The organism is Micromonospora sp. WMMC264 (assembly GCF_027497275.1).
GTDB lineage: Bacteria > Actinomycetota > Actinomycetes > Mycobacteriales > Micromonosporaceae > Micromonospora > Micromonospora chalcea.
The window spans coordinates 6,519,752-6,543,386 of sequence record NZ_CP114907.1; the positions used below are offsets into that span (position 1 = coordinate 6,519,752).

At 70.4% G+C, this 23,635-nt stretch carries 21 protein-coding genes, 4 tRNA genes and 1 pseudogene; 23 read left to right on the top strand and 3 right to left on the bottom strand.

Going from position 1 to position 23,635, the window contains the following annotated elements:
• Window positions 1–145 precede the first annotated feature (145 nt).
• Together htpX and O7542_RS29160 are read left to right on the top strand one after the other, a co-directional pair.
• Window positions 146–1,024: a zinc metalloprotease HtpX gene (htpX, locus tag O7542_RS29155; protein ID WP_064446626.1), complete on the top strand. Its 879-nt coding sequence runs from the start codon at window positions 146–148 to the stop codon at window positions 1,022–1,024.
• Between the two features lie 139 nt (window positions 1,025–1,163).
• Window positions 1,164–2,423 carry an MFS transporter gene (locus O7542_RS29160; RefSeq protein ID WP_069088041.1) on the top strand — a complete coding sequence of 420 codons (1,260 nt, stop codon included), beginning with the start codon at window positions 1,164–1,166 and terminating at the stop codon, window positions 2,421–2,423.
• Window positions 2,424–2,476: 53 nt separating this feature from the next.
• On the opposite strand, the pseudogene O7542_RS29165 reads toward O7542_RS29160, so the two are convergent.
• A pseudogene (locus tag O7542_RS29165) lies at window positions 2,477–3,736 on the bottom strand (MFS transporter); the annotation flags it as partial.
• A gap of 125 nt (window positions 3,737–3,861) precedes the next feature.
• On the opposite strand from O7542_RS29165, the gene O7542_RS29170 reads away from it, so the two are divergent.
• Window positions 3,862–4,386 carry an RNA polymerase sigma factor gene (locus O7542_RS29170; protein ID WP_043328223.1) on the top strand — a complete coding sequence of 175 codons (525 nt, stop codon included), beginning with the start codon at window positions 3,862–3,864 and terminating at the stop codon, window positions 4,384–4,386.
• A 16-nt stretch (window positions 4,387–4,402) separates the two neighbouring features.
• Window positions 4,403–5,182: a hypothetical protein gene (locus O7542_RS29175; RefSeq protein ID WP_210869511.1), complete on the top strand. Its 780-nt coding sequence runs from the start codon at window positions 4,403–4,405 to the stop codon at window positions 5,180–5,182.
• Window positions 5,183–5,467: 285 nt separating this feature from the next.
• Here the strand turns inward: O7542_RS29175 and O7542_RS29180 are convergent, their stop codons facing one another.
• Entirely contained in the window at window positions 5,468–5,962 is a 495-nt protein-coding gene (locus tag O7542_RS29180; protein ID WP_064446624.1) for a YajQ family cyclic di-GMP-binding protein, read from the bottom strand.
• 147 nt (window positions 5,963–6,109) lie between these two features.
• On the opposite strand from O7542_RS29180, the gene O7542_RS29185 reads away from it, so the two are divergent.
• Window positions 6,110–6,193, top strand: a tRNA-Tyr gene (locus tag O7542_RS29185).
• 153 nt (window positions 6,194–6,346) lie between these two features.
• Here the strand turns inward: O7542_RS29185 and O7542_RS29190 are convergent.
• Window positions 6,347–6,949, bottom strand: coding sequence for a hypothetical protein (locus O7542_RS29190; RefSeq protein WP_281605486.1), 603 nt, complete (start codon window positions 6,947–6,949; stop codon window positions 6,347–6,349).
• Window positions 6,950–7,146: 197 nt separating this feature from the next.
• On the opposite strand from O7542_RS29190, the gene O7542_RS29195 reads away from it, so the two are divergent.
• The 18 genes from O7542_RS29195 to O7542_RS29280 all read left to right on the top strand — a co-directional run bounded on the left by O7542_RS29195 (window position 7,147) and on the right by O7542_RS29280 (window position 23,575).
• Window positions 7,147–7,305: a hypothetical protein gene (locus O7542_RS29195; protein WP_166456966.1), complete on the top strand. Its 159-nt coding sequence runs from the start codon at window positions 7,147–7,149 to the stop codon at window positions 7,303–7,305.
• A 320-nt stretch (window positions 7,306–7,625) separates the two neighbouring features.
• A complete protein-coding gene (locus O7542_RS29200) occupies window positions 7,626–8,870 on the top strand; it encodes a DNA methyltransferase (protein ID WP_281605487.1) in 1,245 nt (414 codons plus the stop codon).
• Between the two features lie 672 nt (window positions 8,871–9,542).
• Window positions 9,543–12,071: an EAL domain-containing protein gene (locus O7542_RS29205; RefSeq protein ID WP_030501622.1), complete on the top strand. Its 2,529-nt coding sequence runs from the start codon at window positions 9,543–9,545 to the stop codon at window positions 12,069–12,071.
• Window positions 12,072–12,167: 96 nt separating this feature from the next.
• A tRNA-Thr gene (locus tag O7542_RS29210) sits at window positions 12,168–12,240 on the top strand.
• A 25-nt stretch (window positions 12,241–12,265) separates the two neighbouring features.
• Window positions 12,266–12,338 (top strand) — tRNA-Met (locus O7542_RS29215).
• A 129-nt stretch (window positions 12,339–12,467) separates the two neighbouring features.
• Entirely contained in the window at window positions 12,468–12,635 is a 168-nt protein-coding gene (gene rpmG, locus O7542_RS29220) for a 50S ribosomal protein L33 (protein WP_013288652.1), read from the top strand.
• Between the two features lie 119 nt (window positions 12,636–12,754).
• On the top strand, window positions 12,755–13,201 hold the full coding sequence (locus tag O7542_RS29225) for a MaoC family dehydratase N-terminal domain-containing protein (protein ID WP_030501621.1): 447 nt from the start codon (window positions 12,755–12,757) through the stop codon (window positions 13,199–13,201).
• A gap of 4 nt (window positions 13,202–13,205) precedes the next feature.
• Window positions 13,206–13,598 (top strand): MaoC family dehydratase, encoded by a 393-nt coding sequence (locus O7542_RS29230; RefSeq protein WP_030501620.1) that lies wholly within the window; start codon window positions 13,206–13,208, stop codon window positions 13,596–13,598.
• Between the two features lie 127 nt (window positions 13,599–13,725).
• Window positions 13,726–13,798 (top strand) — tRNA-Trp (locus tag O7542_RS29235).
• A 214-nt stretch (window positions 13,799–14,012) separates the two neighbouring features.
• Window positions 14,013–14,420 (top strand): preprotein translocase subunit SecE, encoded by a 408-nt coding sequence (gene secE / locus O7542_RS29240; protein ID WP_030501619.1) that lies wholly within the window; start codon window positions 14,013–14,015, stop codon window positions 14,418–14,420.
• Window positions 14,421–14,455: 35 nt separating this feature from the next.
• On the top strand, window positions 14,456–15,178 hold the full coding sequence (gene nusG / locus O7542_RS29245; protein WP_030501618.1) for a transcription termination/antitermination protein NusG: 723 nt from the start codon (window positions 14,456–14,458) through the stop codon (window positions 15,176–15,178).
• 187 nt (window positions 15,179–15,365) lie between these two features.
• Window positions 15,366–15,797, top strand: coding sequence for a 50S ribosomal protein L11 (gene rplK / locus O7542_RS29250; protein ID WP_013288647.1), 432 nt, complete (start codon window positions 15,366–15,368; stop codon window positions 15,795–15,797).
• 88 nt (window positions 15,798–15,885) lie between these two features.
• Window positions 15,886–16,602, top strand: a complete 717-nt coding sequence (rplA, locus tag O7542_RS29255; protein ID WP_030501617.1) for a 50S ribosomal protein L1 — start codon at window positions 15,886–15,888, stop codon at window positions 16,600–16,602.
• Window positions 16,603–16,685: 83 nt separating this feature from the next.
• Window positions 16,686–17,576, top strand: coding sequence for an ABC transporter ATP-binding protein (locus O7542_RS29260; protein WP_281605488.1), 891 nt, complete (start codon window positions 16,686–16,688; stop codon window positions 17,574–17,576).
• Entirely contained in the window at window positions 17,573–18,262 is a 690-nt protein-coding gene (locus O7542_RS29265; RefSeq protein WP_187692538.1) for a hypothetical protein, read from the top strand. Before O7542_RS29260 ends, O7542_RS29265 begins: the two co-directional genes overlap by 4 nt.
• A 316-nt stretch (window positions 18,263–18,578) precedes the next feature.
• Entirely contained in the window at window positions 18,579–19,127 is a 549-nt protein-coding gene (rplJ, locus tag O7542_RS29270; protein WP_013288643.1) for a 50S ribosomal protein L10, read from the top strand.
• Between the two features lie 54 nt (window positions 19,128–19,181).
• Window positions 19,182–19,571 carry a 50S ribosomal protein L7/L12 gene (gene rplL, locus O7542_RS29275; RefSeq protein WP_043328232.1) on the top strand — a complete coding sequence of 130 codons (390 nt, stop codon included), beginning with the start codon at window positions 19,182–19,184 and terminating at the stop codon, window positions 19,569–19,571.
• Between the two features lie 572 nt (window positions 19,572–20,143).
• Complete coding sequence (locus tag O7542_RS29280; RefSeq protein ID WP_030501613.1) at window positions 20,144–23,575, top strand: DNA-directed RNA polymerase subunit beta; 3,432 nt, start codon at window positions 20,144–20,146, stop codon at window positions 23,573–23,575.
• Window positions 23,576–23,635: the final 60 nt, after the last annotated feature.

The window sequence follows — 23,635 nt, forward strand, 5'->3', positions numbered from 1 at the left end:
TTCGTGCCCTGGTGGGCGATCGCTTCAGCGTGTGCACAGCAACATCCAGCCAACTTTCAGCCATGAGCCGGATGGTTGACGGGTACCGGTGTGTTGAACCGGTCAGCGGGCCTCCCGCAAGGGCCCGCGCACCGAAGGAGAGATCGTGCATCACAACCGTCTCAAGACCGCAGCGCTGCTCGGCCTGTTGACCTCGCTGATCCTCGCGATCGGCTACTGGTTCGGCGGTAGCGGCGGTCTCGTCATCGCCGTCGTCGTCTCGTTGCTGATGAACGGCGTCACCTACTTCTTCTCCGACAAGCTCGCACTGCGCTCGATGAAGGCGCAACCGGTCAGCGAGGCACAGTTCCCCGAGCTCTACCAGATGGTGCGGGAGCTGTCGACGCTCGCCGGCAAGCCGATGCCCCGGCTCTACGTGAGCCCGACCTCGCAGCCCAACGCGTTCGCCACCGGCCGTAACCCGGAGAACGCGGCGGTCTGCGTGACCCAGGGGATCGTGGAGATCCTGGACTACCGGGAGCTGCGTGGCGTGATCGGCCACGAGCTGTCGCACGTCTACAACCGGGACATCCTGATCTCCAGCGTGGCGGCCGGCCTGGCCGGCATCATCACCATGCTGGCGAACCTCGCCTGGTTCATCCCGCTGGGCTCGTCCGACGACGAGGACGGCCCGAACCCGGCCGTGCTGCTGCTCACGCTGATCCTCGGCCCGATCGCCGCCACGGTGATCCAGCTCGCGATCAGCCGGAGCCGGGAGTTCCAGGCCGACCAGTCCGGCGCCGAGCTGAGCCGCGACCCGCTGGCCCTGGCCAGTGCCCTCCGCAAGATCCACATGGGTACGCAGGCGCGCCCGCTCGCGCCGCAGGGCCAGCTCGCCAGCACCGCGCACCTGATGATCGACAACCCGTTCAAGCGGGGCGGCGGCATCGCCGCGATGTTCGCCACCCACCCGCCGATGGAGCAGCGGGTGGCCCGCCTGGAGCAGATGGCCCGCAACTCCGGGCCGGTGCAGTTCCAGCGCTGACCCGCCGTACGCCCGCACCGCGCCCGCGTCCCCAGGACGCGGGCGCGGTGGTGTGTCCGGGCACAATGCGTTTCCCCCGATCAGGCCGCGCCGTTAGGGTCGAAACGTCTCCCACCCATTACTCCCTCGGAGGTCGACCGTGGCCGCACTGCGCCAGTACCAGGGCGTCTGGCGGATCCCCGGCGCGCCGATGCTGCTGATCCTCGGCATCATCGGGCGGCTCGGGATCGGCATGACCCCGCTGGCGCTGCTGCTCGTCGTCGAGCAGGTCACCGGCCGCTACTCCCTGGCCGCCGTCGCCGGCGGCATCTACGCGCTCTCCGGCGCCGCGCTCAGCCCGGTCGCCGGACGCATCGCCGACCGGGTCGGCCCCACCCCCGTCCTGGTGGCCACCGCGTTGGCCCACCCGCTCGCCCTGATCGGGCTGCTCGTCGCCACCCGCTCCGGCACCGGCAACCTCCCGCTGATCTACCTGGCGGCGGGCCTGGCCGGCGCCACGTACCCGCCGCTCACCGCGGCGATCCGGGGCGCCTGGAACGACCTCACCGCCCCCGCCACCGGCCGGGCGCACCTGCGCAACACCGCGCTCGCCGCCGAGACCACCCTCTTCGAGGTCGTCTTCGTGATCGGCCCGCTGCTGGTGGCCGGGTTCGTGCTGTTCGCCGACGCCTCCGCCGCGCTCGTCGGCGCCGCCGTGGTCACCCTGGTCGGCACCGGCGCCGTCGCGTTCGGCCGGGTCATGCGCGGCTGGCGCCCGCACCCGCGCGAGCACCACGCCCGGGGCCTCGGCCCGCTGCGGATCGGCGGCTTCCCCGCGCTGCTGCTCTGCGTGGCCAGCCTCGGCATCGCGTTCGGCGCCTCCGGCGTCATCGTCCCGGCCTTCGCCGGGAACTCCGGCGCCGACGACCCGGAAAGCCTGGCCGGCGTGCTGCTCGCCGTCTGGGGCATCGGCAGCGCCATCGGTGGTTTCTGGTTCGGCGTACGCAAGCCCGCCGCCAACATGACCCGCCAGTTCGCCTGGCTGCTCGGCACCGTCGCGGCCAGCTTCGCCGTCTTCGCGGTGATGCCCGGCCCGGCCGCGCTCGGCGTCGCGCTGGTGCTCGGCGGCGCGGCCATCGCCCCCGCGCTCACTCTGGAGAACACACTGGTCGGGCGGATCGCCCCGGCCGGCATGCTGAACGAGGCGTACACCTGGGTGGTGACCATGTCGGTCGCGGCGAGCGCCGCCGGCGGCTCGATCGCCGGCCTGATCATCGACCACGCCGGCGGCGTGTCCTGGGCGTTCGTCTTCGCCGGGGTGGCGGTCGCCGTCGGGGCCGCGGTCGCCGCGCTGCCCGCCGGCCCGATCTCCCGGGCCGAGGCCACAGCGGTACGCGCCGAGCAGTCACTGGCCGCCTGACCGGTGGCGTCCGGGTGCGCCGGCCGGCGGCCCGGTCCCCTCCCGGCGCCTCCCCGGCCGGGGCGCCCGGCCACGAGCAGGCCCAGCACGAGGATCGCCACCGCGCACGCCAGCAGGGTGGGCCGCGCCCCGAGCAACGCGGTCGCCGGACCGCCGAGCATGGTGCCCAGCGGCACCGACAGCACCAGGAGAGCCCCGTTCGCCGCCAGTACGCGAGGCAGGTCAGCGGCCCCGGCCCGGCGCTGGAACAACACCGTCACGGTCGGCTGGTAGGGGGCCCAGACCAGCCCGGCGAGCGCGAACGCGGACAGTGACAGCACCACAGGTGCGCCCAGGCCGAGCGGCAGCAGCGCGGTGCCGAACAACGCCACGATGCCGGCGAGCGTGGTCCGCGGCGGCCAGCCGCGCAGGTGCCCGGTGAGCAGCCCGCCGAGCAGCGAGCCGACGCCGAACGCGGTGTAGTAGGCCGCGAGCGTTCCGGCGGAGGCGTGCAGGTCGTCGGTGACGTGCACCGGCATGGCCACGTAGAACGGGCCGAAGAGGAAGAAGAACGCGAAGGACAGCGACAGCAGACCGAGCAGCGACCGGTCCCGCGCGATGATCCGGAATCCGGAGGCCGGTCGTTCTGCGCGGTTGCCCGTGCCCGCGTTGCTCGCGTGGCGGTCTGTGCCCGCGCTGCCTGTGTGGCGGGCTGTTCCCGCGTGGCGGGTGGTCGGGACGACAAGGCGGTAGCTGACGGCCAGCACGGCGAAGCTGACCGCGTCGATCGCGATCACCCACACCGGGCCCACCCCGGCGATGAGCAGACCGGCCAGCGGCGGCCCCACGATCGTCGCCGCCTGGCCGAGGGTCCCGAGCAGCGCGTTCGCGGCCAGGTGGTGCCGCTGCGGCAGCAGCTCGGCCACGAGCGTGAACCGACCGGCCGACCCCCACGGGTGCAACAGCGAGGACACCGCCAGCAGGGCGACGTAGAGACCGGCGTCCAGCACCCCGACGAGGTGTGCGGCCGGGATCGCGCCCAGCGCGGCCGCCCGTACCGTGGCGTCCCAGCCCGCGAGCTGAGCCCCGCTCCGCCTACCCAGCCAGCGACCGAGCAGCACCGCACCGGCCGCGCCCGGCAGCGTGTACGCCGCCACCGCCAACGCGGTCCAGGTGCCGCGCTGCCCCTCCGGGGCGAGTTGCAGCGCCAGCCACGTCACCGCGACCAGGGCCAGCCCGTCACCGAGCGCGGACGTGGCGAGGCCCGGCAGCAGCCGGCGCAGCACGGGATGGCCGAGCACCGGACGGTAGGGGAGGAGCAGCGCGGAGGTCATGGCTACCACCCGACCCCACGCCCGCCCTCCGGAACAACGAAGTTGCCTGTGGGCAGAAGCCGGCCGGAAACGACGGAACCTTTCCGCCCCGCCGTGAGTGGAACAAGCTGAGCAGGGAGGTGAGGGTGTCCGACGACGACGTGATCGCGGATGTCTATGCCGGGTGTTTCCGGCGGCTGGTCGTTCAGCTCTACGCGGTGACCGGTGACCTGAGCGAGGCGCAGGAGGCGGTACAGGAGGCGTTCACCCGGGCGCTCGCCGCGCCCCGCCGGTTCGCCGGCCTCGACAACCCGGAGGCGTGGCTGCGCCGGGTGGCGGTCAATGTCGCCCGCAGCCGGCATCGGCGTCGGCGGGTGCTCGACGGGCTGCTGCGACGGACGTGGTCGCCGCCGGTGGTCGCCGACAGCGCGCCGGAGCATCTGGCGCTGCTGGCCGCGCTGCGGCGCCTGCCGGACGGGCAGAGGCACGCGCTGGCCCTGCACTACCTCGTGGACCTGCCGGTCGAGGAGGTGGCGCGAACCCTGGGCGTCTCCGTCGGCACAGTCAAGTCCCGGCTGTCCCGGGGGCGTCAGGCGCTCGCCCTGCTGCTCTCCCCAGCCGACACCGTCGATGCCGTAGCCAGTCGTAGGAGGGCCGATGTCCGATCGTGAGTTCAGCGGGTTCGACGTGGACACCATCACCGACGCCGTCCGTCAGCCACCGCTCGACGATCTCCGGGCCGCCGTCGACTCGCGTCGTCGGCACCGCAGAAGCGGGATGGCGTTGGCCGCTGTGGCGGTCCTCGTGGTGGCCATCGGGGCCACCGCGCTCGTTCGCGCACCCCGCCAAACCGACCCGGTGCCACCGGCTGGGCCGTCGCCCACCCCGACCGTAACCACCGCCGCCGGCACATCCGCAGACTGGGCCCGGATCGACGCGGCCGTCATCCCGGCGCTGCTTCGACAGGCGCCCGAGCTGAGCGGGCCGACCCGGCACGACCTGCTCAGCAACTGGAACAAGCAAGGCGGGACGGAGGGAGAGACGACTCTCACCGGCTACTGGGGTCAGGGCACCCTCGGCGCCGGGAACGGCAACGCTCACCTGTCGGTCCAGCTCACGCGAAACGCCGGTGCCTCCCTCGCGTCGATGATCACCACTGCCTGCCCCTCCCGCACGGCGAGCGGCACCTGTGTGCAGCAGGTGGGCCCCGCGGGCGAGAAGATCAAAGTACGAACCTCGCTCCGGGAGCACCGGCTTCCGGCGGAGCGCGGCGCCGAGGTCGTGCGGTACGAGACGCTCAGCGTGGACCTGCTCCGGCCCGACGGGTCCGCAGCGTCCCTCCGCCTCACCGCGAGGAACGGATCTCTGCCACTGACACCGGACCAGGCAATCGGCGTGGTGCTCGATCCGCACCTGGTCCTCGGCCCCGCGACGTCCGCCACGCCTGGTGTCGAGGCGACGGACTAGGAGATATCCCTTCGCGGGTGCGACCGGCCGGCCGGTCGCACCCGCCTTCGGCATGACGGAGGCCCGCCGACGGCTCACGGTCCATGGTGGTTGCGGTAGGCCGCCGTGGGTGTTCGAGGAGTCTGCAACACGTTCCGATCATGCGTCCGGCCGAAGGGCCTGTCCCATCAGCGGTCCTTGCCCGCGAGGGGTCGGAGCGCGCGCCGGGTCGAGGAGAGGCCGACCGACATCCGCGCGGATGGCAAGGCCAGGCCGGCCCGATGACCAGGCCGGCCAGAGTCCCCCTTACCGGTAGTTGGTGAACTGAAGAGCCAGACCGAAGTCCTCGCCCTTGAGCAGCGTGATGACGGCCTGGAGGTCGTCCTTCTTCTTGCCGGTGACGCGGAGCTGGTCGCCCTGGATCTGCGCCTGCACGCCCTTCGGGCCCTCGTCGCGGATCTTCTTGCTGATCGCCTTGGCCTTGTCCGAGTCGATGCCCTGCACCACCTTGGCATCGATCTTGAAGATCTTGCCCGACTGCTTGGGCTCGCCGGCATCGAGTGACTTCAGCGAGATGTTCCGCTTGATCAGCTTCTCCTTGAAGACCTCCAGCGCGGCCCGTACGCGCTCCTCGGTCTCCGCCTGGATGCTGATCGCCTCCTCGCCCGACCAGGAGATCTCGGCACCCGTGCCCCGGAAGTCGAACCGCGTCGAGAGCTCCTTCTCCGACTGACGGAGAGCGTTGTCGACCTCCTGCCGGTCGACCTTGCTCACAATGTCGAACGAGGGGTTCGCTGCCATGCTCATGCTCCTGCTGTCCGGCGGTCTGTCCTGGTCCGTCCCGCGCTGACCAGCGTGGGACCTCCTGACGGTACCCGGTTGCGGCAGTGCCGGGGGCAACCGCTATCCTTGCTTCCGCTGCCGCGTTGCGACGCGGTGGTGTGCCCTGGCGGGTTGCCCGAGCGGCCAATGGGAGCGGACTGTAAATCCGTCGCGAAAGCTACAGAGGTTCGAATCCTCTACCCGCCACCAGGTGCAGATACGGCCCCTGACCAGCAGAGATGCTGATCGGGGGCCGTTCTCGTTCGTCTGGCCGAGTCCGGCTGAGTTCAGCCGTCTGCGACTGATTGCGGGCGGGCCACGGAAAGGACGTCCACGACAAGATCGGGGATGATCCGTGGTGGCTCAACCCTGGTCCCTGCCGGCACCGCTGTCGCCGACCAGTCGTCGAGCTTCGGCGATGACCTCCGCATCGAGATCCTCGGGCTTGGTGCTGACCAGCATGTGTACCTCGTTGGCGGCCTCGACGTACTCGTAGGCGCTCTCCAGGTTGATCAGTTCGCCTGCCAGGGGAGTCCCGGCGTAGGTGATGAACTGTGAGACCCAGGACGTGAGCTCGCGAGGCGCGATCTTCCTGGCGAGCAGTCGTCGCGCCATGATGCGGAGGACTTCCTCTTCGGCCTTCCGGCTCTCTTCCCCGTAGTAGGTCAGGGAGAGTTCCGCGAACGCATCAGCCAGCCAGCGGCGCAGCTCGTCGTCCTCGCTGCCCTTCACGGGGGAGACGCCGGCCAGGATCCGGAGGGTCGGACTGTCGACGCCTGCCACCAGGCAGTCGCAGGCGGCCCTGACCACGTCAACCGAGGTGGCGGAGCCGATGCTCCAGAAGGCGACGGTGTCGTGAAGGTTGGCAAGAGCCTCTTCCCTGGTCATCGACACATGATCGGTCGGCAAGCTGGTGGTGTCGCGGAAGTTATTGGGCGCCGGGAACGGTGGCAGGGGTGGATCCATGGGCGTTGGGCAAATGGTGGGCCGTGGACCGGCAAGCCCTGGCCGGCCGGCAAGAAGTCAGCAGCTCACTCGGCCCACCCCGCTGCTGAAGTGCGCTCGTGACGAGCAGAGCGCCGGATCTGCGCCAAATGGGACGGAACTGCTTGATTGGTGTGGGTGCGAGGGGGTGTCTGAGCTTTGCCGTAAGCTGCCGTCCCATGGCGTCGAGCACTGAGGAGCGGGACCGGCTCTACCGCGAGATCCTGCTCGCGCCGCTCCGCACGTCGGCGGATTGCCTTCCCGAGATGGGAGGGGCCGACGAGGTCGACCTTGCCGGCTTCACCGCGCTGTACGGCGCTGACCCGCTCTTTCACTGAATGGGCGTCGCCTCGCCCCTGATGTTCGCCGCGCAGAGCCGCGGGCGGCATGACGTCGATCCACAGGCAGTTCGGCGTCGGCTGCGAGCGCATCTTCCGCCAGGTCCTCAAGGCGGAGTTCGGACTGTCCGAGAACCAGGTCACATGGTCTGCTCGCGATACCTGACCGGCAACTGGAGTGTCTTCCCAGCCGTGGGCGGGCATGACCCCCTGTCCAGTACTTTCGGCTTCCTGCGGGACGTTGGCGGCTACCTCCGGCGGGACACCACCGACCTGCGCGCCAGCGTGGAGCACGTCCTGCGGCGACTCCTGGAGGCGGCATGACGGAGCTCGTCGAGCGCGCGGCGCACAGCCGCAACGAGCACATGACGTTCCGCGCCAACATGGGTGTGGGTAGGCACGGCTGGTTGCGCCTCACGCCCGCCTACGGCGTACGCCTCGTCCGCGATCGCATGTCGCACATGCCGGCCGGCAGCATCGTCACCGACCCCTTCTCGGGCACGGGCACGACGCCTCTCGCGGCTGCCGAGCTCGGCCACCGGGGGCAGTCGGTGGACATCAACCCGTTCCTGGTCTGGCTCGGCACGGTCAAGACGACGAACTACCCGGAGGACACGCTCCTCGCGCTCGCTGACGCCGTGACGAGTGTGCTCGACGGGGCGCGGGCGCACGACGAGGACGCCGATCTCTGGCAGCCGAGCCTGTTCAGGATCGAGAAGTGGTGGTCGCCGGGCGCGCTCCACGCCCTCAAGGCGCTTCGGAACGAGATCGACCGTTTCGACGGGCAGATCCGCGACCTGCTGGAGATCGGTCTCTGCCGGTCGCTGATCTCCTGCTCCAACGCGGCGTTCAACCATCAGTCGATGTCCTTCAAGGAAGCGCCGGCCGAGCAGGCGCTCTTCGTGGTCGACGACCTCGACAAGGCGCTCGACACGTACGCCACGGAAATGGCGACGATCATCGAGTCCGCCCGTTTCGACCTCGCCGGCACGGCGGTTGTCCGGCAGGGGGATTCGCGGACGGGTCTGGACGGCCTGGAGCCTGCGGACTTCGTACTGACCTCACCGCCGTACGTGAATCGGATGAGCTACATCCGCGAGCTTCGCCCGTACATGTACTGGCTCCGCTACCTGGACGTGGCCGGCGACGCCGGCGAGCTCGACTGGCGCGCCATCGGTGGCACGTGGGGCACCGCCACGAGCAAGCTCAACACGTGGAAGCCGGACGTCGGGACGCCTGTCGACGAGGCGATGAAGGTGGTCTGCGAGAAGATCGCGGCCGACGGCGGCAAGAACGGTCCGCTGCTTGCCAGCTACGTTCACAAGTACCACCACGACATGTGGCTGCACTTCCAGAGCGTCACGAAGCACCTGAAGCCGGGCGGCAGCGTCTCCTACATCGTCGGAAACTCCACCTTCTACAAGCACGAGGTGCCCGCGCACACCTGGTATGCCGTGATGCTGCGCGAACTCGGCTATTCGGACGTCAAGGTGGAGACCATCCGCAAGCGGAACTCCAACAAGGCGCTGTTCGAGTACGACGTCACCGGCACGAAGCCGGCGTGAACCGGCAGCGGCGGTAGCCGGCCGGCAGTCAGGGTGCTGTCACCGGCTCGCGATCGGCCAGGGCTGGGGCGTCCTCACCGGCCGGCTGATGATTCACTCGGTTCTCCTGGCGTGAAACCTTGCCTCAGGCATCGATGATGGTAGAGGCTGTCCGAGGGCGGCCGACGGGAGCGCCGACGCCATCTACTGTGGCCGCGGCCGGGTGCCGGCCGGCTGACGGGTGAATCAGGCGCTAAGCGTGGTTTACGCGCGAAGTCGTTGTGCGCGCCTTCCGTAGCGGCTGCGGGGCTGATCGTGACGGTATGCTGGGCCGGAGGGTGAGCCGCGCCTGTCGAACGGATGATTTCCCTGCCACTGCCCCTGCGCGAGGGCTCGCGCAGCTTTTGCCCGTGAGCGGGGTGTGGCACGATCGTGGAACCTTCACGATGGTTGTAACTCTCCCGACAGGAGCAATCATGTCTGGTCGTAGGCTGGGCCGGCTGTTTGGCTCGCTCCTCCTCGTTTCCGCCGCCTTGGGCGTTTCGGTAATCAGTGCAAAGTCCGGCCTGGGCGACCTCCGCCTCCTCGACTACGTCTGGGTCTGACAGCGACCCGGGCTGACCTCCACGGGGGCGGAAGCCGGTGGGTCCTGCCCGCCGGACCGGGAGTGGGACCCACCGGACAGGGAGTGGGATGAGCGGGCGAGACAACCCGAGGCGCAGACCCTCCGAGGACGCCTGGATAATCACCGCGCCGCTCGCCCTGGTAGCGGTGGCTTGTTCGACGGTCACCGGATTGATCGCGAAGCCACCCATCGGCGGGTGGCTTCCGGCGGTGCTGCTCCTGGCGCTGATGATCGTCGCCAGCGGGCCGGTCGTCGGCGTGGTCATCCGCCGGCAGTCACTCGGTATGACGCTCACCGAGCTGCCGCTGGTGCTCGCCTTCTACTTCCTGCCGCCGCTCACCGTCGTCCTGATCTACACGCTGTCCTCGCTCGTGACGCACCTGCGTCACCGGTTGTCGGCGCCGAAGCTCTGGTTCAACGTCGCGCGTGCGGCGGCGGGCACCTCGGTCGGCGCCCTGGTGCTGACCATCCTGCCGCCGACCGAAGGCGTGGGCCCCGCCACGTGGCTGGGCCTCTGCCTCGCGGTGGCGATGGTGATCCTGGTGAGCCTCACCTCGATCGCCGCGGTCCAGACCCTGCTCATCGGGTGGCACGCCGGCCGGGAGACGTTCCGGGCGCTGCGTTCGGGCGTGCTGACCAACGGCATCAACGTGTCGGCCGGCCTGATCGTCCTGATGCTGCTGGAGCAGTCCTGGTGGTCCCTGGTGCCGTTGGCCGCGCTGGCCGCGGGGCTGGTGGCGGTCTACCGGTCGTACACCGAGTTCTTCCAGCAGCACCGCACGCTCAGCGGCATGTACGAGCTGAGCCGGGCGATCTCGGCCAGCGGCCAGGACGGCACGCTCGCGGACGCCCTGCTGGGCCGCGTCCGGGGTCTGATGCAGGCGGAGTACGCGACGTTGTGGCTGCCCGCCCAGGGCCGGCACCCGGAGACCCTGCTCACCGCGCGGGTCGATGACCCCGGCCTGCTGGACACCGCCCCGACCGGGGTGGAGCTGCGCCAGCGGGCGATGCAGAAGGCCCGCCCGGTCACCGTCGGCCGGGGCGTGTGCAGCGATCCGGAGTTCCGGGCCAGCCTGGCCGAACAGGGCGTCAAGGACACGATCATCGTCCCGTTGCGCTCGGGCCGGGTGGTGATCGGGACGCTCGAGGTGACCAACCGGCTGGTCGACCCCTCGCACTTCACCGCGCGCGACGTCGCGGTCCTGGAGACGGTGGCGGCGCACGCCGCTGTCGCCCTGGAGAACTCTCGCCTGGTCGACCGGCTGCGGCACGACGCCGACCACGACACGCTCACCAAGCTGCCCAACCGGCGCCGGCTGACCGCGGCGGTGGCCGAGGCGGTGAAGATCGGCGCGCCGGGCGAGGTGGTCGCGTTGCTCCTCTTCGACGTCGACCGGCTCCGCCAGGTCAACGAGTCGCTCGGCCACGCCGCCGGGGACAAGGTGCTCGTCGAGGTGGCCGAGCGGCTGCGCGCCTGCGCGCCCTCCTCGGCGCTGGTCGGCCGCGCCGGTGGGGACGAGTTCCTGGTGACGCTCCGGCTGGAGAGCACCGAGGCGGCCCTGGAACTGGCGGCCCAGCTCCGGGAGCAGATCCGCGACGAGATGGTTTTCGACGCGCTCACCGTGGACGTGGACACGGTGGTCGGCGTGGCGGTCCACCCCGACCACGGCAGCGACGCGGTGGCGCTGTTGCAGCGCGTCGACCTGGCGGCCAGCGCCGCCAAGTCGGTCCCGGGCAGTGTGCAGCTCTACAGCCCGGCGCTGGAGTCGCGGTCGCTGCGCCGGCTCGGCCTCGCCGGCGACCTGCAACGGGCGCTGGACGAGGGCAAGCTGGAGGTCTACTTCCAGCCCAAGGTCACGCTGCGGGACCGCCGCCTGGTGGGCGTGGAGTGCCTGGCCCGGTGGGAGCACCCGGCGCACGGCACGGTCTCGCCGGACGACTTCGTGGCGGTGGCCGAGCACACCGGCCAGCTCGGCCGGCTCACCGAGTTCGTGCTCCGGGAGAGCCTGCGGCGCAGCCGCGACTGGAGCCACGGCGAGCAGCCGCTCTCCGTCGCGGTCAACCTCGCCGCGCGTACGCTCACCGACCAGCACTTCCCGGCGCTGGTACGCGATCTGCTGGCCGAGTACGGCGTGCCACCGCAGCGGCTGACCCTGGAGGTCACCGAGGCCGGTGTGCTGGACGGCGCGGAACGTCCCATCCCGACCCTGCGCAGCCTCCGTGACCTCGGTGTCCGACTCTCGGTGGACGACTTCGGCACCGGCAACTCCTCCCTGGCCCAGCTGCGCCGGCTGCCGGTGCACGAGGTGAAGGTGGACCGGTCGTTCGTGCAGGGCATGGCGACCGATCCGGGTGATCTGGCGATCGTGAACGCGGTGGTGACGCTCTCCCAGCAGTTCGGCCTGGCGGTGGTGGCCGAGGGCGTGGAGAGCGAGCTGATGCTGGAGCTCCTGCAGGACATCGGCTGCGAGATCGGCCAGGGCTTCCTGTTCAGCCGCCCCCTGCCGTACGAGCGTCTGGAGGCCTGGTTCGGTGCCCAGGTCGACCCGGAGACGGTGGCCACGGGGGAGCTGCCGCGGCTGCGTGTGGTGCCCTGAGCAGGGCCGACACGTACCTGGGGGATCCGATTTCACCTCGGCGACGCGGTCGTGTACTGTTTCCCCTGCGCGACACCCCCCGGGGTGATCGGGCAGGCCCCCTTAGCTCAGTCGGCAGAGCGTCTCCATGGTAAGGAGAAGGTCTACGGTTCGATTCCGTAAGGGGGCTCAGAGGGTCCGGCTGGACCCGCCACGGCGGTGTAGCTCAGATGGCAGAGCAAGCGGCTCATAATCGCTGTGTCGCCGGTTCAAGTCCGGCCACCGCTACTCTCGTCCTCCGGGTACACCCGGTGGTCGGTGGGACGGGCGCCACAGGCGCCCACTTTGCATGTCCGCGTTGTCAGCGCGTAGGCTGACACGCCGTAGTTGTTCCGTGAGCGAGGAAGGCACTCCGCCGTGGCGAAGGCGACCGATGTTCGGCCGAAGATCACTTTGGCGTGTGTGGAGTGCAAGGAGCGCAACTACATCACGCGCAAGAACCGCCGTAACGACCCGGACCGCATCGAGCTGAAGAAGTTCTGCCCCCGGGACGGCAAGCACACCGTTCACCGCGAGACCCGCTGATCGCTACCGGCGCAGCCGGTCGGCACCAGCTTCGCGTACGCCGATCCACCTGACGGGTGGCCTCCGGGCCGCCTGACCGGGTGGATCGGCGTTCGTGTTTTCCGTGTAGGTTCGGCGGCATGTCCCTGGACCCGTCCTTCGTCGGCCGGACGTACCCGCCGACCGCCCCCTACCAGGTGGGCCGAGAAAAGATCCGCGAGTTCGCCACCGCCATCGGCGCGACCGACCCGGCCCACCACGATCCGGAGGCGGCCCGCTCGCTCGGCCACGCCGACGTGGTGGCCCCGCCGACGTTCCCGGTGCTCGTCACGATGGCGGCGAGCCGGCAGATCGTCGAGGATCCGGCGCTCGGCGTCGACTACAGCCGCGTGGTGCACGGCGACCAGCGGTTCGCGTACACCCGGCCGGTGGTGGCCGGCGACGAGCTGGTGTGCGTGAGCACCATCGAGGAGGTCACCACCCGGGGCGGGCACGGCTTCCTGACCACCCGCACCGATGTGAGCACTGTGGACGGTGAGCCGGTGGTCGCCGTCTGGTCCAAGATCGTCGTACGCGGGGAGGCCTGAGGACATGGAGCTGCCCACCCAGACGTACCGGGTGACCCGCGCGGACCTGGTCCGCTACGCGGGCGCCTCGGGCGACTTCAACCGGATCCACTGGAGCGACCGCGTCGCCACCGACGTGGGGCTGCCGGGCGTCATCGCCCACGGCATGTTCACCATGGCCCTGGTCGGCCGCGCGGTGACCGGCTGGGCCGGCGCGCCGGACGCGGTGGTCGACTTCGGCGTCCGGTTCACCCGGCCGGTGGTCGTCCCGGACACCGACGAGGGCACCGAGATCGAGGTGTCGGCGGTGGTCAAGGAGGTCACCGAAGACGGTCTGACCAGGCTCGACATCACCGCCACCTGCCAGGGCGAGAAGGTGCTGTCGCAGGCCCGGGCACTGATCCGCACGACGCGCTGAGGGTCCGCCCGACGCGCGAGGGGCAGACCGGTTGGGAAAGTCGCACGACTACCCGTACACTGGTCCGCCGTGGGGCAAGTGACCCCCGCTCGGCACAGTGTGTCCGGGTGGAGGTGAGTTGCCGCACAGGGGTGTAGCTCAATTGGCAGAGCAGCGGTCTCCAAAACCGCAGGCTGCAGGTTCAAGTCCTGTCACCCCTGCGCCTCAGGCCTGACCGTTCCGTGGGTCGCGTCGCCCTCACCGGCGGCGTCCGGCCCGTGGTGGTGGCACCGGTGGGGTGGTTCCGAGGCGCTCGGGCCCTCCCGGCCGGTCCGCCGGCCGCGGCCCGTCGCGGGACGGTTGGTCCGGCCGGCGTGACCAACACGCCGCGCACGCCGCCCGGCGTGCGACCCCATATCCCGCACGGAGGGCGAAGTGGCCAAGAGCAAGCGCCGCGGCGAGGACGACGGCGACGAGCGTCTGAACGACGACGCGACCGTCGACGGCGTGGCCGACGACGACGTGGCCGACGACGACGCCACCGACGCGGACGAGCCGGTCTCCCGGGGCGGCACCGCGACCCGTAAGCGGGCGCAGGCCGAGCCGGCCGAGGGCCGGAAGACCCGCAAGGACACCGAGCGGATCGGGCTGTTCGCCCGCATCGCGCGGTTCTTCCGCGAGGTCGTGGCAGAGCTGCGTAAGGTCATCTGGCCGACCCGCAAGGAGCTGCTGACCTACACGGCCGTGGTGGTCACCTTCGTCGCGGTGATGCTGGCGATCGTGGCCGGCCTGGACTACGGCTTCGCCAAGGCGGTGCTGTGGGTCTTCGGCGAGCCGAGCTGACCTGCGGACAGCGATACTGACGGAAGTGAGCGAGCGTGCCTGAGTACGACGAGACCGCCGGAACCCCGGACGACCAGTCCACGGTGGCGACGGCGGCCAACAACGAGTCGGTCGAGGCCGCCAGCGAGCCGGAGTTCCCGACCACCGAGCCGGCCCCGGACGAGGACTTCGACCCGGTCGCCGAGCTGCGCCAGAAGCTGCGCTACGCGCCCGGCGACTGGTACGTGGTGCACTCGTACGCCGGCTACGAGAACAAGGTCAAGACCAACCTCGAGACCCGGATCACCTCCCTCGACATGGAGGACTTCATCTACCAGGTCGAGGTGCCGACCCGGGAAGAGGTCGAGGTCAAGAACGGCAAGCGGTCGCAGGTCCAGGCGAAGGTCTTCCCGGGCTACATCCTGGTCCGGATGGAGCTGACCGCCGAGTCCTACTCCTGCGTCCGGAACACCCCGGGGGTCACCGGCTTCGTCGGCGCGACCGACCGGGCCGACCGGCCGGCGCCGCTGAGCCTCGACGAGGTGCTCAAGTGGCTGGCCCCGGCGGTCGAGACCGAGCAGAAGAAGGCCAAGCCCGAGGTCAAGGTCCTCGACTTCGAGGTCGGCGACTCGGTCACCGTCACCGACGGCGCGTTCGCGTCGCTGCCGGCGACGATCAGCGAGATCAACGCCGACCAGCAGAAGCTCAAGGTGCTGGTGTCGATCTTCGGCCGGGAGACGCCGGTCGAGCTGAACTTCAACCAGGTCGCCAAGATCTGACGTACGTCGGCACCGGCGGCCCGCCCCTTCCGGGGTGGCCGCCGGTGCGCCGTTTCGCCACCCACCGACCTCGGCGCGGAGGGTGGCCGACGGCTGCGCTACCCTAGAACGTCGGCTGTCCGCACCGCGCTGACCGTGCGCGCCCGCGGACCGGCGAGAATCCCAGTTTCAAGCCCCAGGAAGAGACATGCCTCCGAAGAAGAAGCTCGTCAAGACGTTCACGCTTCAGCTGCCGGCGGGCCAGGCCACCCCGGCGCCGCCGGTCGGCCCCGCGCTCGGCCAGCACGGCGTGAACATCATGGAGTTCTGCAAGTCCTACAACGCGCAGACCGAGTCCCAGCGGGGCGACATCGTCCCCGCCGAGATCAGCGTCTACGAGGACCGCACGTTCACCTTCGTGCTGAAGACCCCGCCCGCCGCCCGGCTGCTGATCAAGGCCGCCGGTGTGCAGAAGGGCTCGGGCGTCCCGCACAAGGAGAAGGTCGGCTCGGTCACCCGCGCCCAGCTGCGCGAGATCGCCGAGAAGAAGATGGCGGACCTCAACGCCAACGACATCGACCAGGCCGAGAAGATCATCGCCGGCACCGCCCGGTCGATGGGCCTGACCGTCGCCGACTGATCTCGCTCCACCGCTCCACCCGATCTTTCTGTTCGTGGGAGGGCCGCGCACGCCGCGCGCCCGCCAGAGACCACAGGAGTCACCAGAAATGCAGCGCAGCAAGAGCTACCGCAAGGCCGCCGAGGTCATCGACCGGTCGAAGCTCTACACCCCGGTCGAGGCCGTCAAGCTGGCCAAGGACACCACCAACACCAAGTTCGACGCCACGGTCGAGGTCGCGATGCGCCTCGGCGTCGACCCCCGCAAGGCGGACCAGATGGTCCGCGGCACGGTCAACCTGCCGCACGGCACCGGTAAGACCGCCCGCGTGATCGTCTTCGCCGCCGGCGCGAAGGCCGAGGAGGCCGTCGCCGCGGGTGCTGACGAGGTGGGCACCGACGAGCTGGTCGCCCGCATCCAGGGCGGTTGGCTGGACTTCGACGCGGCGATCGCCACGCCCGACCAGATGGCCAAGATCGGCCGGATCGCGCGGATCCTGGGCCCGCGCGGTCTGATGCCGAACCCGAAGACCGGCACCGTGACCATGGACGTCACCAAGGCCGTCTCGGACATCAAGGGCGGTAAGATCACCTTCCGGGTGGACAAGCACTCCAACCTGCACCTGATCATCGGCAAGGCCTCCTTCTCCGAGGCCCAGCTGGTCGACAACTACGCCGCGGTGCTGGACGAGGTGCTGCGCGCCAAGCCGTCCGCGGCCAAGGGCACGTACCTCAAGAAGATCACCCTCACCACCACCATGGGCCCGGGCGTCCCGGTCGACCCGAAGGTCGTGAAGAACCTGCAGGAGGCCTCGACCGAGGCCTGAGCAACCAGCACGTCCCGGACGGGGCTCCGCCACCAGGTCGTGGCGGGGCCCCGTTCGTCTGTCCGGTGTGGCAGTCTCGGCGCATGCGGCTCGACGGCCTGTGGTTCCGCTACCACCGGCACGGCCCCTGGGTCCTGCGGCAGGTCGACGTCGCCGTCGGCCCGGGTGAGGTCGCCGTGGTGCTCGGCCGCAACGGGGCCGGAAAGTCCACGTTGCTGCAGCTCACCGCCGGGGTGCTGCGTCCGTCCCGGGGCCGCGTCGCCGACCGGCCGCGGGTGGTCGGCTGGGTGCCGGAGCGCTTCCCCGCCGACCAGCCGTTCACCGTCGGGGCCTACCTGACCGCCATGGGCCGCGTCGCCGGCCTGTCCGGTCCCGCCGCCGACCGGGCGGTGCGCCACTGGGTCGAGCGCCTCGGCCTGGCCCGGTTCCACGACGTCCGTCTGCCCCGGCTGTCCAAGGGCACCGCGCAGAAGGTCGGCCTGGCGCAGGCGCTGCTGCGCCCGCCCGGCCTGCTGGTGCTCGACGAGCCCTGGGAGGGGCTGGACGCCGCCGCCCGCGAGGCGGTCCCCGAGATCATCGGCGAGGTGCTGGCCGCCGGTGGCGCCGTACTCGTGAGCGACCACCGGGGCGAGACCGTCCGGCTGCCCGGTGCCCGGCACTGGTCGGTCACCGACGGCACGGTGACCGAGCAGGCGCCGTCGGGCGGCGCTGCCGTCGCCGTGGTCGAGCTGGCGGTGCCGGCCGCCGGGCTGGCCGCCGCCGTCGCCCGCCTGCGCGCCGACGGCCACCAGATCCTTCGGGTACGCGACCACGCCGTCCCGCCTCCGGCCACGCACCCGGTGCCGGCCTCCGTCGGCCCGTCCGCCGATGACGACTGCCCGGATGCGGACGCGCTATCCGGCCCGGGGGGCCACGTTGACGCCGGGGCCGGGGACTCGGGCCGCCCCGGGCCGGCGCCGGAGGTGGCCCGGTGATCGCGCTGGTCCGGCTGCGGCTGGCCGGCTTCCTGCGTACCGGACGGGCGCTGGCGCCGGTGCTGGCCGGCCTGCTCGTCCTGGCCGTCCTCCACGGCGGCGGCCGGGCCCGCCCGGCGGAGGCCTACGGCGTCTCCGCCGTGGTCCTGTTCCCGGTGCTGGCCTGGCAGACCAAGATCCTGCTGGACGTCGAGCCCGACGTGCAGCGCCGGCTGGCCCGGGTGGTGGTCGGGCCGGGCCGGGAGTGGGCGGCCGGGCTGCTCGCCGCGCTGGTGGCCGGGCTCGCCGTGGTGGTGGTCGCGCTGGCGCTGCCGTGGCCGCTCGGCGGGGTGACCGCGGCCGTCGCGCCGGGGGAGCGGCCGGTGCTCGTGGGGGTGGCGCTCGGGCTCTGGGCGCACCTGCTCGCCCTGCCCGCGGCGGTGGCGCTCGGCGCGCTGGCCAGCCGGGCCGTGACCCGCAGCGCCGGCTACGGGGTGGCGGTGCTGGTGACCGGCGCGGTCGGGGTGGTGGTGCTGGGGCTCTCCGGCTCGGTCGCGCCGTGGCTGGCCCCACCGGTCATGGCGACCGCGCGGGAGGTCACCGGGCCGGTCGCCACCGGTGCCGGCCTGCTGCTCACCGGCTGGGCGGCGCTCTGGGCGGCGGTGGCGCTCACCGGCTACGCCTGGGCCCGCCGCACCCGGGCCTGAGGCGCGGTGACCGGGAGCACCGGGGCGCGATTTGGCGCTGCGGTCCCGGTCGCGTAACCTGGTGCGGTAGTTCCACCCAAAGACCGCTGGTCACCGTGCCCCGGCACGGTCGAAGGTCCCGCGACGACGGGCGACCCGCGCAGGGCGGTAAGCGAAATCGGTGTCATGCATGGTCCGCCGACTGTGCCCGTGCCGCCGGCCCTCGCCCCGTGCGCCCTGCGCCGGGGCTTTTTCGTTGTCGTGATGCCTCCGCCGCCGCCGTCGAGCCTTGGCTCGTCGCCGGCGTACCAGCTCCGAGCAACGAGAGAGGAGGGACATGGCGGACAAGCCGATCCGGGCCGACAAGGCCACGGCCGTCGCCGAGCTGACCGAGAGCTTCCGCAACGCGGGGGCGACCGTGCTCACCGAGTACCGCGGGCTCACGGTTTCGCAGCTCACCCAGCTGCGGCGCTCGCTCGGCAAGGAGACCAGCTACACGGTCGCGAAGAACACGCTTGCCAAGCGTGCCGCGGCCGATGCGGGCATCTCCGGCCTCGACGAGCTGTTCTCCGGTCCTACCGCGCTGACTTTCGTTTCGGGCGACGTCGTCGAGGCGGCGAAGGGGCTTCGCGACTTCGCGAAGGCCAACCCGAAGCTCGTCATCAAGGGCGGTGTCTTCGAGGGCAAGGCCATTTCCGCGGCCGAGGTCACGAAGCTCGCCGACCTGGAGTCCCGCGAGGTGCTGCTGGCCAAGCTGGCCGGCGCGATGAAGGGCAACCTGAGCAAGGCCGCGGCCCTGTTCCAGGCGCCGCTCTCCAAGGCCGCCCGCGCGGCGGCCGCCCTGGCGGACAAGAAGCGCGAGCAGGAGGGCGCCGAGGCGGCCTGAGGCCCTCCCGGCGCACCACGTTCTTAGTTTTCATTGCGAGAAAGGACGCCAGACATGGCGAAGCTCAGCACCGACGAGCTGCTCGACGCGTTCAAGGAGATGACGCTGATCGAGCTCTCCGAGTTCGTGAAGCAGTTCGAGGAGACCTTCGAGGTCACCGCCGCCGCTCCGGTCGCCGTGGCCGCGGGCGCCCCGGCCGCCGGCGGCGCTGCCGCCCCGGCCGAGGAGGAGAAGGACGAGTTCGACGTCATCCTCGACGCCGACGGTGGCAAGAAGATCCAGGTCATCAAGGTCGTGCGTGAGCTGACCGGCCTGGGCCTCAAGGAGGCCAAGGACCTGGTCGAGGCCGCGCCGAAGGCCGTCCTGGAGAAGGTCAACAAGGAGACCGCCGAGAAGGCCAAGGCCAAGCTCGAGGGCGAGGGCGCCAAGGTCACCATGAAGTGACCTTGCTCCACCTGACGCGCGTCCGGCTCACGTGAGCCGGGGCACACCGCGTCGCGGCGGGCGGTGATCCGGAATCGGATCGCCGCCCGCCGTGTTGGTGGTCCCGGACGGCAGCGGTGTGAGCAGGGCGTACGACGGCCCGTGTGCCGGCTGGTCAGTGGCGTCTGTCGGTAGCCCGTCGGTGGGAAAGACACCCCGACCGGTAACCGGCCCTTGACGCGGCACCGGCCTGCCAGGCACGCTGACATCAGCAAGACTTTCCGCGCTTGCAACGGCCGCCACTCGGGTAATGGCAACGGCAGCACCGCCGCCGCGGCACCCGAGCGGACCGGCAGGAGCGTCGCGTTCCGAGCGGCCCGGACGACCCGGTTTTCCGAGGTCCCAGGGCTTGTTCCGCGACGACCTGCGGGGTGGGCTGGACAGCGGTTAGCCTCTCGGCTACACTGCTAGTTTGCGCTGCCTTCCGACTTGACCCCTGCTCGGAAATGTCCGTTTACGGATAATTCTGGTGGGGTCATTGGAGTGCACGCGTACCAGCCGTTCTGCAGCACCGGTCCTCGGAAGGACGCATCTTGGCAGCTTCCCGCCCTGCGAAGACCAGTCGTACGTCGAGCGCATTCGCGCCCCGCCGAGTTTCTTTCGGTCGGATCACCGAACACCTCGAGGTCCCCAACCTCCTCGCCATCCAGAACGAGTCCTTCGACTGGCTCGTCGGCAACGAGGCTTGGCAGGGCCGGTCGGCGGACGACCCGCACGCACGCTCGGGTCTCGCGGAGATCCTCGACGAGATCAGTCCCATTGAGGACTTCTCCGGCACCATGTCGCTCTCCTTCTCGGCTCCGCGCTTCGACGAGGTCAAGGCCTCGATCGAGGAGTGCAAGGAGAAGGACCTCACCTACTGCGCGCCGCTGTTCGTGACCGCGGAGTTCACCAACAACACCACTGGCGAGATCAAGAGCCAGACCGTGTTCATGGGTGACTTCCCGATGATGACGCCGAAGGGCACCTTCATCATCAACGGCACCGAGCGCGTCGTGGTCAGCCAGCTCGTCCGCTCGCCGGGCGTGTACTTCGACAAGCAGCCGGACAAGACCTCCGACCGCGACCTCTCCAGCGTCAAGGTCATCCCGAGCCGGGGTGCCTGGCTGGAGTTCGACATCGACAAGCGCGACACGGTCGGCGTTCGCATCGACCGCAAGCGCCGCCAGGCCGTCACCGTCCTGCTCAAGGCCATCGGGTGGTCCGCCGAGCGCATCCGTGAGAAGTTCGGCTGGTCCGAGCTCATGATGACCACGCTCGAGAAGGACCACATCGCCGGCCAGGACGAGGCCCTGCTCGACATCTACCGGAAGCTCCGCCCCGGCGAGCCGCCGACCCGTGAGAACGCCCAGACCCTGCTCGACAACCTCTTCTTCAACCCGAAGCGGTACGACGTCGCCAAGGTCGGGCGCTACAAGTTCAACAAGAAGCTCGAGCTGGACGTGCCGATCACCACCGGCACGCTCACCGAGGACGACATCGTCGCCACCGTGGAATACCTCTGCCGGCTGCACGCCGGTGAGGAGGGCTACGAGGCCGACGACATCGACCACTTCGGCAACCGTCGCCTGCGTACCGTGGGCGAGCTGATCCAGAACCAGGTCCGGGTGGGTCTCTCCCGGATGGAGCGGGTCGTCCGCGAGCGGATGACCACCCAGGACGTCGAGGCGATCACGCCGCAGACCCTGATCAACATCCGCCCGGTGGTGGCGGCGATCAAGGAGTTCTTCGGCACGTCGCAGCTGTCCCAGTTCATGGACCAGACCAACCCGCTGGCGGGCCTGACCCACCGGCGCCGGCTGAGCGCGCTCGGCCCTGGTGGTCTGTCCCGTGAGCGGGCCGGCTTCGAGGTCCGGGACGTGCACCCGTCCCACTACGGCCGGATGTGCCCGATCGAGACGCCGGAAGGCCCGAACATCGGCCTGATCGGCGCGCTCTCCACGTTCGCCCGGGTCAACCCGTTCGGCTTCATCGAGACGCCGTACCGGAAGGTCATCGACGGCCGGGTCACCGACCAGATCGACTACCTGACCGCGGACGAGGAGGACCGGTTCGTCAAGGCGCAGGCCAACGCCCCGCTGAAGTCGGACGGCACCTTCGCCGAGGACCGCGTCCTGGTCCGTCGTAAGGGCGGCGAGACCGAGGACGTCGCGCCGGGCGCCGTGGACTACATGGACGTGTCGCCGCGGCAGATGACCTCGGTCGCCACCGCGATGATCCCGTTCCTGGAGCACGACGACGCCAACCGCGCGCTCATGGGCGCGAACATGCAGCGTCAGGCGGTGCCGCTGGTCAAGGCCGAGGCCCCGCTCGTCGGTACGGGCATGGAGTACCGTGCCGCGGTCGACGCCGGTGACGTGGTCGTCGCCGAGGTCGGCGGTGTGGTCGAGGACCTCTGCGCGGACTACATCACGGTCCACCAGGACGACGGCCACCGCCGGACGTACCTGCTGCACAAGTTCCGCCGCTCCAACGCCGGCTCCTGCGTCAACCAGAAGCCGGTCGTCTTCGAGGGCGACCGCGTCGAGGCCGGTCAGGTCATCGCCGACGGTCCGTGCACCGACGAGGGCGAGATGGCGCTCGGACGCAACCTGCTGGTGGCGTTCATGTGCTGGGAGGGCCACAACTACGAGGACGCGATCATCCTGTCGCAGCGCCTCGTGCAGCAGGACGTGCTCACCTCGATCCACATCGAGGAGCACGAGGTCGACGCCCGGGACACCAAGCTCGGCCCGGAGGAGATCACCCGCGACATCCCGAACGTCAGCGAGGAGATGCTCGCCGACCTCGACGAGCGCGGCATCATCCGGATCGGCGCCGAGGTCGTCCCCGGCGACATCCTGGTCGGCAAGGTCACCCCGAAGGGTGAGACCGAGCTGACCCCCGAGGAGCGGCTGCTCCGCGCGATCTTCGGCGAGAAGGCGCGCGAGGTCCGGGACACCTCGCTGAAGGTGCCGCACGGCGAGACCGGCACGGTCATCGGTGTGCGTACCTTCTCCCGCGAGGACGGCGACGAGCTGCCCCCGGGCGTGAACGAGCTGGTCCGGGTCTACGTGGCCCAGAAGCGCAAGATCCAGGACGGTGACAAGCTCGCGGGCCGCCACGGCAACAAGGGCGTCATCTCCAAGATCCTGCCGATCGAGGACATGCCGTTCCTGGAGGACGGGACCCCGGTCGACATCGTGCTGAACCCGCTCGGTGTGCCGTCCCGGATGAACATCGGCCAGGTCCTGGAGACCCACCTCGGGTGGGTGGCCAAGACCGGCTGGAGCGTGGACGGCGACGACGAGGAGTGGAAGCGCCAGCTCCGCTCGATCAACGCGCACGAGTCCGAGCCGGACACCAACGTGGCCACGCCGGTCTTCGACGGTGCCCGCGAGGAGGAGATCTCCGGTCTGCTGGCGTCGACCCTGCCCAACCGGGACGGCAACCAGCTCATCGGGGGCAGCGGCAAGGCGCAGCTGTTCGACGGTCGTTCCGGCGAGCCGCTGCCCGACCCGATCGCGGTCGGCTACGTCTACATCCTGAAGCTCAACCACCTGGTCGACGACAAGATCCACGCCCGGTCGACCGGTCCGTACTCGATGATCACGCAGCAGCCGCTGGGTGGTAAGGCGCAGTTCGGTGGCCAGCGCTTCGGTGAGATGGAGTGCTGGGCCATGCAGGCGTACGGCGCCGCCTACGCCCTGCAGGAGCTGCTGACCATCAAGTCCGACGACGTCCTGGGCCGGGTCAAGGTCTACGAGGCGATCGTCAAGGGCGAGAACATCCCCGAGCCGGGCATCCCGGAGTCGTTCAAGGTGCTGCTCAAGGAGCTGCAGTCGCTGTGCCTCAACGTCGAGGTGCTCTCCAGCGACGGTGTGGCCCTGGAGATGCGCGAGACCGACGACGAGGTGTTCCGGGCGGCGGAGGAGCTGGGCATCGACCTGTCCCGGCGCGAGCCGAGCTCGGTCGAAGAGGTGTAAGTGGTGAGGTCGGGGGCCGACCGGCCCGCTCTGGGCGGTCAGGCTTGATCCCGACGCGGG

Excerpts from the sequence above, each read along its gene's own strand:
- O7542_RS29195 (WP_166456966.1), top strand. The coding sequence starts at position 7,147 with ATGGCGTCGAGCACTGAGGAGCGGGACCGGCTCTACCGCGAGATCCTG.
- O7542_RS29180 (WP_064446624.1), bottom strand. The coding sequence starts at position 5,962 with ATGGCAGCGAACCCCTCGTTCGACATTGTGAGCAAGGTCGACCGGCAG.
- O7542_RS29230 (WP_030501620.1), top strand. The coding sequence starts at position 13,206 with ATGGAGCTGCCCACCCAGACGTACCGGGTGACCCGCGCGGACCTGGTC.
- O7542_RS29205 (WP_030501622.1), top strand. The coding sequence starts at position 9,543 with ATGAGCGGGCGAGACAACCCGAGGCGCAGACCCTCCGAGGACGCCTGG.
- O7542_RS29260 (WP_281605488.1), top strand. The coding sequence starts at position 16,686 with ATGCGGCTCGACGGCCTGTGGTTCCGCTACCACCGGCACGGCCCCTGG.
- rplA (WP_030501617.1), top strand. The coding sequence starts at position 15,886 with ATGCAGCGCAGCAAGAGCTACCGCAAGGCCGCCGAGGTCATCGACCGG.
- rplL (WP_043328232.1), top strand. The coding sequence starts at position 19,182 with ATGGCGAAGCTCAGCACCGACGAGCTGCTCGACGCGTTCAAGGAGATG.
- O7542_RS29200 (WP_281605487.1), top strand. The coding sequence starts at position 7,626 with ATGACGGAGCTCGTCGAGCGCGCGGCGCACAGCCGCAACGAGCACATG.
- rplJ (WP_013288643.1), top strand. The coding sequence starts at position 18,579 with ATGGCGGACAAGCCGATCCGGGCCGACAAGGCCACGGCCGTCGCCGAG.
- rplK (WP_013288647.1), top strand. The coding sequence starts at position 15,366 with ATGCCTCCGAAGAAGAAGCTCGTCAAGACGTTCACGCTTCAGCTGCCG.
- O7542_RS29190 (WP_281605486.1), bottom strand. The coding sequence starts at position 6,949 with ATGGATCCACCCCTGCCACCGTTCCCGGCGCCCAATAACTTCCGCGAC.
- O7542_RS29225 (WP_030501621.1), top strand. The coding sequence starts at position 12,755 with ATGTCCCTGGACCCGTCCTTCGTCGGCCGGACGTACCCGCCGACCGCC.